Origin of the sequence: Pseudarthrobacter sp. J1738, assembly GCF_050490315.1 — a bacterium.
In the GTDB taxonomy this organism is placed as follows: domain Bacteria; phylum Actinomycetota; class Actinomycetes; order Actinomycetales; family Micrococcaceae; genus JBNPEO01.
Genome location: NZ_JBNPEO010000002.1, coordinates 464,638 through 474,948, shown reverse-complemented (window position 1 = coordinate 474,948; position 10,311 = coordinate 464,638). Strand labels below are relative to the sequence as shown.

Here is a 10,311-nt window from a genome sequence, read left to right as displayed (position 1 = left end):
TGATGGAGATGACCGTGCCGCGACTTTGACGTTCAGAACTAAGGGGCCTGTCACGCGCTCCTGTAGACTGTTAGCCTTATGGACCCTAATTCTAGGTGCCGGCCCGGAGCCGCTCGCCGTCTTGCTCACGCAAGCACAGCGCCGAGTTCCCCAGTTGCCGGCAAACCCCGTTCACGCGCCCCTCATGAAGCAGTTAGTCAGGACTCTGCCGCCGGGGCTGCCGCGGCCTCCGCTGATCATCCTCCGCCTGCCCGATCTCAGCCCATCGCTATTTCTCCGTTGGAGCCCGCCTTGCGAGCAGTGAGATTCGGTGCTGCTGGCGCTCTAAGCCGAGGTGCCAACTAAATGGAATGGTTGCTTCTAGTTGCCGGACTTCTGCTGATCGCGGGGACCGGCTTCTTCGTTGCTGTTGAGTTTTCGATGTTGGCCCTTGACCAAGCGACAGTGCAGCGTGCAGTGGACGACGGCGACGAGGGTGCAGTTCCGCTTTTGCGCTGCCTCAAGTCCCTTTCCACTCAGCTCTCTAGCTGCCAACTTGGCATCACCTTGACCACGTTGCTGACCGGTTACGTGATGGAACCGTCCGTGGGCAAGCTCCTAGAGGGTCCACTGACGGCCATCGGCTTGCCTGGCGCTGCGGCGATTTCCTTGGTTGTGGCAATGGTTTTGGCGACTTTTTTGTCGATGCTGTTAGGCGAATTGGTGCCTAAAAACTTGGCTATTTCACTGGCGTTTCCGATTGGCCGCGCTGTGGCTCGTCCCCAATTAATGTTTACAGCGGCGTTTCGACCAGCGATTGCATTGCTTAATGGTTTCTCGAATCGGATCTTGAACATTTTTGGTCTCGAAGCCAAGGAAGAAATTTCCGGGGCACGCACACCGGCGGAGCTCTCGTCCTTGGTCCGCCGTTCGGCTGAGATGGGCACCTTGGATGCCGGAACTGCGAATTTTGTGGCCCGCACACTGAGATTCTCTGGCCGCAATGCCGCCGATGTGATGACTCCGCGGATTCGAATGGAAACTATCGACGCCGATGCGCCCTTGACTGAGGTCGTTGCAGCTGCTCGACGCACTGGGTACTCGAGGTTTCCTGTAATTGGTGACTCGCCCGATGACATTAAGGGTGTTGTTCACATCAAGAAGGCAATCGCTGTGCCAGCCGATCGCCGTGAAGGCGTTGAAGCTGGCGCGATTATGACTGAAGTTCTTCGCGTTCCAGAAACCATGCATTTGGACGCCTTGTTGACTGAGCTTCGCGAAGGCAATCTTCAGCTAGCTGTTGTGCTCGATGAATACGGTGGCACGGCTGGTATCACCACGCTCGAGGACCTTGTTGAAGAAATCGTTGGCGAAGTTTCCGATGAACACGACAAGGTCAAGCCAGGCGTTTTGCAAGGCGCGGGCGGTGATTGGTACTTCCCTGGCCTGATGCGCCCGGATGAAGTCACTGAGCATGTACCGTTTTTGGTGGTCCCTGACGAGGCGTCGTATGAAACGGTCGGTGGCTTTGTGATGAGCGAGCTCGGCCGCATCCCAGAAGTGGGAGACGAGGTAGAGCTACCCGCGGGGACGTTGGTAGTAACCCGGATGGACGGGCGCCGGATTGACCGGATGCGCTTTGTTCAACGTGTGGAAACTAACGACGGCGAGGAGACTAGCCATGAGTGATTGGTGGGGGATCGTTTGGCTAGTGCTGCTCTTGATGGGCAACGCATTTTTTGTTGCTGCAGAGTTCGGCATTATGTCTGCCCGCAGAAGCCAGATTGAACCGTTGGCTGATTCCGGGTCCCAGCGTGCAGTAACCACGCTCAAAGCCATGGAAAACGTGTCACTAATGTTGGCGTGTGCGCAGCTAGGCATCACCGTGTGTTCACTGTTGATTCTCCAAGTTGCGGAGCCCTCCATCCACCATCTTCTGGCTGGACCGCTGGAACTGTTGGGTATCCCGGTGGAGGCCGCCGACGTCGTGGCGTTTGTACTGACTTTGTTGCTGGTGACTTTTTTGCACGTGACATTTGGCGAGATGGTCCCTAAGAACATCTCAGTGTCCGCCGCTGACAAAGCAGCACTGTTGTTAGCGCCGCCGCTGGTTGCCCTTGGCCGGGTGTTTAAGCCAGTCATCTCAAGCTTGAACTGGATGGCTAACCATATTCTTCGTCTACTAAAAGTCGAACCGAAGGATGAGGTGTCCTCGAGTTTCACCCTTGAGGAAGTTCAGTCCATCGTTCAGGAGTCCACGCGTTCGGGCCTTGTTGATGACGAGTCCGGGTTGTTGAGCGGAGCTCTGGAATTCTCTGAGCACACCGCCGCGCACATTATGGTTCCCCTGGATCGCCTAGTAACTCTCAAAGCAAGCACTACGCCGTCCCAGTTTGAAAAGGCTGTCGGGCGTACTGGCTTCTCGCGTTTTCCGATCCTGGACGAGGATTCGGTGCTTGCAGGTTATTTGCACATCAAAGACGTCATCTCTATCGATGCTGAGCAGTACCGTCAGCCGATTGCCGTGAGTCGGGTTCGGACCTTGGCGAACCTGCGTCCAGAGGAAGAAATTGAAGATGCTCTGGCCACGATGCAGCGCACCGGCTCCCACCTGGCCCGTGTAGTGGGCGCGGACGGTGTGACGGTGGGAGTGCTTTTCCTCGAAGACGTTATTGAACAATTGGTGGGCGAAATTCGTGATGCCACACAGGCCACCGGCATCCGCCGGCTAGGCGAGCAGGAAGCCTAGACCGCTCGGTGTAGCGCTAAATAGGAATCATTCCCATTTAGCGCTACACTCGATGAGTACTTATTGTTACTGATTCTCATCTGAGTAGAACTGAGGCTTCCGTGCGACGTCGAGCCGCCCGAACTTCCTTCGCCGCCCTCGCGGTATTTTCCCTAGTTTTGACCGCGTGCGGAACATCTGCGGATTCAAAAACGAGCTCCGCCTCAGGGGCGATCAATGTGGTTGCCTCCACCAACGTCTATGGCGACATTGCCAAAACGATTGGTGGCGAACACGTCACTGTGGAAGCGATTATTTCCAAAACCAGCCAGGACCCGCACTCCTACGAAGCCACAGCCCAGGATCGTTTGAAACTCTCGCATGCAAAGCTCGTGATCGAAAATGGAGGCGGTTACGACTCGTTTATGGATGGTCTCACCCAAGCAAGCAAGGTAGACCCCGCAAACGTTATTTCCGCCGTCGACGTTTCTGGCCTAGATTCGTCCAGTACTCAAGGCAGCACAAACGCAGTTCATGGTCACACCGACTTCAATGAGCACGTGTGGTATTCGCTTGAGACGATGGGCAAAGTCGCTGATACTGTTGCAGCGCATTTGAGCAAACTCGATGCTACTAATGCTGCTCAATTCGGCTCCAACGCGAAGACGTTCAAATCCTCGCTGACAAAGCTCGGCACTCGCCTTGAAACCATCAAGAGTGAGCACCCGGGGACCGCAGTGGCCATCACCGAGCCTGTTCCGCTCTACCTGGTAGAGCAAGCTGGGATGGAAAACAAAACTCCAGAAGCGTTCAGTCACGCTATTGAAGAAGGCACAGACGTGCCAGCCACAGTTCTGCGCAGCACCTTGGAACTATTCAGCTCACATCAGGTAAAGCTGTTGGCCTACAACGAGCAAACTGAGGGATCGCAAACTCAGGCCCTCAAACAGGCTGCTGAGGACTCCGGAATTCCAGTCCTCAATTTCACTGAAACCATGCCGGAATCGAGCAACTACCTTCAGTGGATGACAGCGAACGTTTCCTCCCTGGAGAGTGCTTTTCAGCAAGCCAAAAGCTAGGTACCCACTAGGCTGAGATTCATCATTTCAAGGAAATAGAACCGCGAAGGACGTTATGACCAAGGCCGCTATCGAGCTGCACAATGCCGAGCTCAAATTTGGCCAGAGAACGCTGTGGCACCGGCTGAACCTTGAGATCAAGCCGGGGGAGTTCTTCGCGGTTCTTGGCCCGAACGGATCCGGGAAAACTAGCCTCCTGAAAGTTCTTTTGGGGCTTCAGCCACTCAGCGGCGGAACACTCTTGATGGATGGTGCTCCAGTCACGCGGGGCAGTCGCAGCGTTGGGTACATCCCGCAGCAAAAATCCCTAGGTATGGACACACCTCTGCGAGCTCGTGACCTAGTAGCGCTAGGCGTTGATGGCCACCGGTGGGGTGTTCGGTGGCGCAGCGCCGAGGTCAACAAAAAAGTTGATCAATTGCTAGAGGTGGTGGGTGCATCCGCCTATGCCAAGGTTCCGGTGGGTCAACTCTCTGGCGGGGAGCAACAACGACTACGTGTAGCTCAGGCGCTGGCCTCGGATCCCAAGATCCTCTTGTGCGATGAGCCTTTGCTCTCTCTAGACCTCCGGCATCAACAAGAAGTCAGCGCCCTAGTCAACGAACGCTGCCGCAAGGACAATGCAGCGGTTGTTTTTGTGACCCACGAGATCAACCCGATCATCGACTACGTTGATCGCGTTTTGTATCTAGCCGGTGGTGACTTTCGGATTGGTCCGCCAGAAGAGGTGATGACCACATCAGTCCTCAGCGAGCTCTACGGCAGCCATGTAGAAGCGATCCATAGCAACGGCCGAATTGTGGTGGTTGGTATCCCAGACGGGCCTCACCACGAAGAAGAAGAGACCGAGTAGATGAATCTCAATGATGCGCTTGGCGCCATCTTTAACTTTGACAACTATGGGGAGCTGCTAGTCCTCGTTCAGAATTCCGTCTGGGCCGGGGCCGTACTAGGAATCCTCGGCGGAATGATCGGCGTTTTTGTCCTCAAACGTGACCTAGCTTTCGCCGTTCACGGCATCTCAGAGCTTTCCTTTGCTGGCGCGGCCTTTGCACTTCTCATCGGTGCCGATGTGATTATCGGTTCGCTCACAGGCTCCATATTGGCAGCGCTTCTGCTGGGCATTATGGGCGTCCGGGCCAGAGATAAAAACTCCATTATCGGAGTGATTATGCCTTTTGGCCTAGGCCTCGGAATCCTTTTCCTAGCCTTGTACGAAGGTAGAGCAGCCAACAAATTCGGGCTCTTGACTGGGCAAATCGTCTCGGTGGATACCATCCAACTTCAAGGTCTAGCAGCCGCCGCTGCAGTGGTGATGATCGCTCTGATCATCATGTGGCGTCCGCTCACGTTTGCCAGCGTTGACCCGGAGTTGGCTGAGGCTCGTGGTGTACCGGTTAGAGGACTTTCGCTAGTGTTTATGTTCTTGCTGGGCATCAGCGTTGCACTTTCCATCCAGGTGGTTGGAGCTTTGCTGGTACTAGCGCTGCTGATTACACCTGCTGCCGCGGCCTTACAGGTCACAGCATCACCGCGCTTGGTCTTGCTATTGAGTGTGGTTTTCGCGCTGACTTCAACCGTAGGTGGAATCCTGCTAGCACTCGGTGGCCGGATTCCGATCAGCCCGTATGTCACCACCATCTCGTTTTTGATCTACGTGGTCTGCCGCATTATTGGGAGCGTTCGGCGCCGTGCAGGCCTGAATAATCGTGTTCTGCCCAGCCCCGGACCGGCACCAGCGCAATAGCCGGGTAGCTGTTATTTTGCGGCTTTCGCCGCGCTGCACTCCGGGCACAAACCAAAGATCTCCACCGTGTGCGCTACCTCAGTGAAGCCGTTGTCCTGGGCAACACTGGCGGCCCAAGCCTCAACAGCAGGGGCTTCGATTTCCACCGTTTTGCCACAATTCCTGCACAACAAGTGGTGGTGGTGAGTGGAAGCCGCGCAGCGGCGATACACTGCTTCCCCTTCAGCGTTACGTAGAACGTCCACCTGGCCATCTTCGGCCATAGATTGCACAATGCGGTAGGTGGTGGCCAGCGAAACGCGAGAACCGGCGTCGTACATCATTCGATGCAATTCTTGTGTACTCACAAAGTCATCGATGGTATCCAAAGCGGCCCCCACAGCAATGCGCTGTTTGGTGACTCGCTGCTCTTTAATTGCCGGTTCCTCAGCACGATTGCCGTGTGCATTACTCATGTGCCGAACCTACCTTCCACGGTGACTTTCGCGAATTGTTCACGTGTGAATCGAGAGGAAACGGGTCCCCTTCCGCGGTAATCCAGCCTATCAGTCAGCCGCCAACCAGCAGCGAATTTTCAGGCTAGATGATGGTTTGGGACAGGGAAGAACCGTAGGCTGGGATGATGCTGCTGACTAAATTTACGCATTCCTGTATTCGCCTTGAGAAGTCCTCCGCTGATTCAGCTGAACCGGCCGTTTTAGTGCTTGACCCGGGGTCCTTTTCCGAGGCCGATCAGGCCCTCGCTGGCGCCCAGACGGTTTTGATCACGCATGAGCATCAGGATCATTTTGATTCCAAAGCCTTGGCCACAGCGTTGGCAGCCGAAGGTTCAGCTCTTCAGGTGTGGGCGCCGGTTGGGGTAGCCGAGACCTTGCGCAGCGAGAACCCAGCCGCAGCGGAACGCATTCATAACGCCGAACCCCGGCAGAGCTTCTCGGCTGGCGGTTTTGAGATCCGCACTTTTGGTGGCCAGCATGCCTTGATTCATGCGAGCATTCCTATGGTGGCCAATGTTGCCTACCTCGTGGACGATGCTGTTTACCACCCGGGGGATTCGTTGACGATTCCGGACGGCCACAACGTTGACGCACTATTGGTTCCGGTCCACGCGCCGTGGTCTAAGTCCAGTGAAGTGATCGACTTTGTTCTGAGCGTTCGCGCAAAACAAGCCTTCCAAATGCATGATGCCCTGTTGAACCAGCTAGGTTTGGGCTTAGTGGAGTCACACGTCGGACGGCTCGCAGCAACGGTTGGAACAACGTTCCGGCACTTGGCAACGTTGGAATCCGTGGAGATCTAATACTCCTGATTTAGGCGAGTGTGACTGGCGGCAATGTTCCAGTCTCGAAGAACTCGGCGATCGCTGCTTCGTAAGGTGCAGGATCCAAGCCTTGGGCGCTGATCCACTCCTGGTTGTAATAGTTGCCTTCGTAGCGTTCGCCGCCGTCGCACATCAAGGTGACAATGCTGCCCGTTTCACCCTTGGCCATCATCTCTGAGATGAGCATCCAGACACCCCACAGATTAGTACCCGTGGACGGGCCAGCGTGGAGACCGGCAACTGTATGCAGGTGCCGCATCGCCGCGATAGATGCGGCATCCGGCACCTGGATCATGTGGTCAATAACGCTTGGGACAAAGCTTGGTTCTAGCCGTGCCCGGCCAATGCCTTCGATGCGTGAAGGTTTCCCCGTGCAGGGAGTGCCTTGTGGCTCCCGCCAGTTCGGGTAGAACGCACTGTTTTCAGGGTCCACTACAGTGAGTTCTGTTGGGTGACGGCAATAGCGCAAGTACCGGCCAATGGTGGCGCTGGTTCCACCGGTTCCGGCTCCCACCACAATCCACCGTGGTATGGGATTAGGTTCATGGGTCAGCTGGCCGAAGATTGATTCGGCAATGTTGTTGTTGCCACGCCAATCCGTGGCACGCTCGGCGAAAGTGAACTGGTCCATGTAATGCCCGCGAGTTTTGGTTGCCATCTCTTGTGCTGCCTCGTAAACCTGTGCGGCGTGGTCCACGAGTAAACAAGAACCGCCAAAGTTCTCGATGAGCCGGATCTTCTCCGGGCTGGTGGTGTTGGCCATCACCGCAACAAAGGGCAAACCTAAGAGTGAGGCAAAGTAGGCCTCGGAGACAGCAGTGCTGCCGCTACTTGCTTCCACGATGGTGCTGCCTTCATGTATCCAGCCATTGACGAGGCCAAAAAGGAATAGCGAGCGTGCCAGCCGGTGCTTGAGGCTTCCCGAGCGGTGGGTGGACTCATCTTTGAGATACAACTGTATGTCCCAAGACTCCGGCAAAGGCACTGAATATAGGTGGGTGTCCGCCGAGCGTTTGGTTTCGGCCTCGATCTTGCGGATGGCTTCCTCAGTCCAAACACGGTTTTGGCGGTTCATATGACTCACCCTCGAAGCCTATAACGATCTCTTCCGGTTAGAGTCGGAGCATGAATCCTCTCATCGACGCTCCTAGCCTTGCTCAACGCCTGGAAAGCGAAGCAAGCATTGTTCTCTTGGATGTTCGCTGGGCATTGGGCGATCCGAAGGGGGCGCAGCACTACGCTGAAGCTCATGTGCCCGGTGCGGTGTTTGTTGACCTTGACCATGAGCTGGCGGACCCCGCCACAGCCGAACGCGGTAGGCATCCGCTGCCCTCCGTGGACCGCTTTGAAACGGCCACCCGTCGGTGGGGGATAACGCCCAGTAGCTTGGTGGTGATTTATGACAACACCGGTTCTCTAGCCGCTTCCCGCGCATGGTGGCTTTTGCGTGCAGCTGGCCATGCAGAGACTTTAGTGCTCGACGGCGGATTGGCGGCATGGTCCCAAGCGGGACTACCGCTCGAGTCCGGTTCCGTCACGCCGGCGCCTGGTCCGGGACTAAAACTCGATACACAGAATCCGTGGGCCGGGATGGCAACTATTTCGCAAGAACAGGCGGGCGCTTGGACCAGTGGTTCTGGGAAGGTACTACTGGACGCGAGAGCTGGCGAGCGGTACCGCGGCGAAGTAGAACCCGTGGATCCGCGGCCCGGGCACATCCCGGGTGCGCTGAGCGCCCCAACGGCAGGGAACCTTGCTGCGGATGGACGCTTTGGGGCAGCTGCTGCGTTGCGTGAGAGGTTCGAGGGGCTGGGTGTTGATCCTGGCACAGAAGTAGGAGCCTATTGTGGCTCGGGCGTTACGGCGGCTCACACCGTGCTTGCGTTGGAGATTGCCGGAATTTCCGCGGCACTTTACCCAGGATCTTACTCACAGTGGTCTTCGAATCGGATGAATGAAGTAGCGACCGGAGATCAGCCCGCTTAGAAGATTTTCCATTCTGGACGGTAGTTTTTTGTTATACCCCGAAGACTTAGGAGAGCACATGCCCACGTTGTTCACTCGAATCATTAACGGTGAAATTCCCGGCCGCTTTGTGTGGCGTGACGAGGACGTTGTGGCGTTCTTGACGGTTGGTCCCCTCGCAGATGGGCATACTCTGGTGGTTCCGGTTGAGGAAGTGGATCGCTGGACCGATGCAGATCCTCAAACGTGGAGCCGAGTGATGGACGTTGCACAGAAAATTGGTGCCGTACAGGTAGCAACCTTTGGTTCTGCGCGCGCCGGCTTGCTGGTTGCCGGCTACGAGGTTAACCACCTGCACGTGCACGTGTGGCCTTCAAACACTATGGCTGACTATGACTTCGCTTCGGTGGACAACAATCCAGATCCAGCGCAGCTTGATGCCAATGCGGAAAAACTCCGCGAAGGTCTGCGAGCAGCCGGTTACAGCGAGTCTGTTCCGGCTGAGTGAGCCTTTCGCGGGGTCATTGCCACCATTCCCGCGTAAGTAAATCCGCCACCGAATCCAAAGAGCAGGGCTGGGACATCGGAAGGGATCTTACCGGCGTGCCACCATTTGCTGTAGCCAAGCGGAACACTGGCTGCGGAGGTGTTGCCGGATTCGATGACGTCCGTCATGACCACCTTCTCGGCTAGGCCCAGTGCCTGTGCCAGGGGTTCGATAATGCGCAGATTGGCTTGATGGCTGAGGAGCACCTCGATGTCTTCCATCTCGAGGCCAGCGGCTTGAACGGCGGCACGGGCGTGCCGTTCGGCGTCCTTGAGCGCCCAGCGGAGGACTTCACGGCCGTTCTGCCAAAACTTGTTTGTTGGGGGAGAGATTAATACGGCGTCCGCTAGATCGCCCTTCGAACCCCATACCACTGGCCCAATCCGGGGCTCGTCAGTGGCTCCGATGACCATGGCCCCTGCGCCGTCGGCCGTGAGAACTGCTGTGCTGCGGTCTGTCCAGTCGGTGGCCTTGGAGAGGGTCTCTGAGCCAATAACCAAGGCGTATTTGGCTGATCCGGTCCGGATGGACTGGTCTGCCAGGCCAAGTGCGTATTCAAAGCCGGAGCACGCGGTGTTGACGTCAATCACACCGGGCCCTTGTTCGCCGGTTCCAAGGCCCAAAGCTTGGGCTACGCGACCAGCGGTATTGGGGGTCCGTTCTATGGCGGTGGTGGTTGCAACGATCACCAGATCGATCTGTTCGGCGGGTACGCCGGAATCCTCGAGTGCCATACGGGCGGCAGTAATAGCCAGATCCTTGGCGGACTCGTCCTCGCCCGCAATATGCCGGGTGACAATGCCGGTGCGCTGACGGATCCACGCATCGGAAGTGTCCATCATGGTTTCGAGTTCGTGGTTATCCATGACCCGTTGTGGCTGGGCGTGGCCTAGGCCAAGAATTTCAGACCCGGCGTTCGGCGCGGGGAATGTCAGCTTTTTCATG

11 protein-coding genes are annotated in these 10,311 nt (G+C 56.6%); 8 read left to right on the top strand and 3 right to left on the bottom strand.

Going from position 1 to position 10,311, the window contains the following annotated elements:
• The first annotated feature begins 345 nt into the window (after positions 1 to 345).
• The 5 genes from ACQR35_RS05825 to ACQR35_RS05805 all read left to right on the top strand — a co-directional run bounded on the left by ACQR35_RS05825 (position 346) and on the right by ACQR35_RS05805 (position 5,533).
• Positions 346 to 1,668, top strand: a complete 1,323-nt coding sequence (locus ACQR35_RS05825; RefSeq protein ID WP_430269469.1) for a hemolysin family protein — start codon at positions 346 to 348, stop codon at positions 1,666 to 1,668.
• Positions 1,661 to 2,728 carry a hemolysin family protein gene (locus ACQR35_RS05820; protein WP_430266658.1) on the top strand — a complete coding sequence of 356 codons (1,068 nt, stop codon included), beginning with the start codon at positions 1,661 to 1,663 and terminating at the stop codon, positions 2,726 to 2,728. The genes ACQR35_RS05825 and ACQR35_RS05820 overlap by 8 nt, the downstream gene beginning before the upstream one ends.
• A 101-nt stretch (positions 2,729 to 2,829) precedes the next feature.
• On the top strand, positions 2,830 to 3,786 hold the full coding sequence (locus ACQR35_RS05815; protein ID WP_430266659.1) for a metal ABC transporter solute-binding protein, Zn/Mn family: 957 nt from the start codon (positions 2,830 to 2,832) through the stop codon (positions 3,784 to 3,786).
• 55 nt (positions 3,787 to 3,841) lie between these two features.
• The gene (locus ACQR35_RS05810) at positions 3,842 to 4,639 is read left to right on the top strand and encodes a metal ABC transporter ATP-binding protein (RefSeq protein WP_430266660.1); all 798 of its coding nucleotides are present in this window, start codon (positions 3,842 to 3,844) and stop codon (positions 4,637 to 4,639) included.
• Positions 4,640 to 5,533: a metal ABC transporter permease gene (locus ACQR35_RS05805; protein WP_430266661.1), complete on the top strand. Its 894-nt coding sequence runs from the start codon at positions 4,640 to 4,642 to the stop codon at positions 5,531 to 5,533. It abuts the gene before it with no gap.
• Positions 5,534 to 5,544: 11 nt separating this feature from the next.
• Here the strand turns inward: ACQR35_RS05805 and ACQR35_RS05800 are convergent, their stop codons facing one another.
• Positions 5,545 to 5,988 (bottom strand): Fur family transcriptional regulator, encoded by a 444-nt coding sequence (locus ACQR35_RS05800; protein ID WP_430269468.1) that lies wholly within the window; start codon positions 5,986 to 5,988, stop codon positions 5,545 to 5,547.
• 167 nt (positions 5,989 to 6,155) lie between these two features.
• Between ACQR35_RS05800 and ACQR35_RS05795 the strand changes: the two genes are divergently transcribed.
• Positions 6,156 to 6,833 carry an MBL fold metallo-hydrolase gene (locus tag ACQR35_RS05795; protein WP_430269467.1) on the top strand — a complete coding sequence of 226 codons (678 nt, stop codon included), beginning with the start codon at positions 6,156 to 6,158 and terminating at the stop codon, positions 6,831 to 6,833.
• A 10-nt stretch (positions 6,834 to 6,843) separates the two neighbouring features.
• Here ACQR35_RS05795 and ACQR35_RS05790 read toward each other — a convergent pair whose 3' ends face one another.
• Entirely contained in the window at positions 6,844 to 7,929 is a 1,086-nt protein-coding gene (locus tag ACQR35_RS05790; RefSeq protein ID WP_430269466.1) for a PLP-dependent cysteine synthase family protein, read from the bottom strand.
• A gap of 50 nt (positions 7,930 to 7,979) precedes the next feature.
• Between ACQR35_RS05790 and ACQR35_RS05785 the strand changes: the two genes are divergently transcribed.
• Both ACQR35_RS05785 and ACQR35_RS05780 read left to right on the top strand, forming a co-directional pair.
• The gene (locus ACQR35_RS05785) at positions 7,980 to 8,840 is read left to right on the top strand and encodes a sulfurtransferase (protein ID WP_430269465.1); all 861 of its coding nucleotides are present in this window, start codon (positions 7,980 to 7,982) and stop codon (positions 8,838 to 8,840) included.
• Between the two features lie 58 nt (positions 8,841 to 8,898).
• Positions 8,899 to 9,327 (top strand): HIT family protein, encoded by a 429-nt coding sequence (locus ACQR35_RS05780; protein ID WP_430269464.1) that lies wholly within the window; start codon positions 8,899 to 8,901, stop codon positions 9,325 to 9,327.
• Here the strand turns inward: ACQR35_RS05780 and ACQR35_RS05775 are convergent.
• Positions 9,300 to 10,310, bottom strand: a complete 1,011-nt coding sequence (locus tag ACQR35_RS05775; RefSeq protein ID WP_430269463.1) for a beta-ketoacyl-ACP synthase III — start codon at positions 10,308 to 10,310, stop codon at positions 9,300 to 9,302. The genes ACQR35_RS05780 and ACQR35_RS05775 overlap by 28 nt on opposite strands.
• Between the last annotated feature and the right edge of the window lies 1 nt (position 10,311).

Coding starts and splice junctions, on each gene's coding strand:
- ACQR35_RS05825 (WP_430269469.1), top strand. CDS start 346: ATGGAATGGTTGCTTCTAGTTGCCGGACTTCTGCTGATCGCGGGGACC.
- ACQR35_RS05820 (WP_430266658.1), top strand. CDS start 1,661: ATGAGTGATTGGTGGGGGATCGTTTGGCTAGTGCTGCTCTTGATGGGC.
- ACQR35_RS05810 (WP_430266660.1), top strand. CDS start 3,842: ATGACCAAGGCCGCTATCGAGCTGCACAATGCCGAGCTCAAATTTGGC.
- ACQR35_RS05805 (WP_430266661.1), top strand. CDS start 4,640: ATGAATCTCAATGATGCGCTTGGCGCCATCTTTAACTTTGACAACTAT.
- ACQR35_RS05800 (WP_430269468.1), bottom strand. CDS start 5,988: ATGAGTAATGCACACGGCAATCGTGCTGAGGAACCGGCAATTAAAGAG.
- ACQR35_RS05795 (WP_430269467.1), top strand. CDS start 6,156: ATGCTGCTGACTAAATTTACGCATTCCTGTATTCGCCTTGAGAAGTCC.
- ACQR35_RS05790 (WP_430269466.1), bottom strand. CDS start 7,929: ATGAACCGCCAAAACCGTGTTTGGACTGAGGAAGCCATCCGCAAGATC.
- ACQR35_RS05785 (WP_430269465.1), top strand. CDS start 7,980: ATGAATCCTCTCATCGACGCTCCTAGCCTTGCTCAACGCCTGGAAAGC.
- ACQR35_RS05780 (WP_430269464.1), top strand. CDS start 8,899: ATGCCCACGTTGTTCACTCGAATCATTAACGGTGAAATTCCCGGCCGC.
- ACQR35_RS05775 (WP_430269463.1), bottom strand. CDS start 10,310: ATGAAAAAGCTGACATTCCCCGCGCCGAACGCCGGGTCTGAAATTCTT.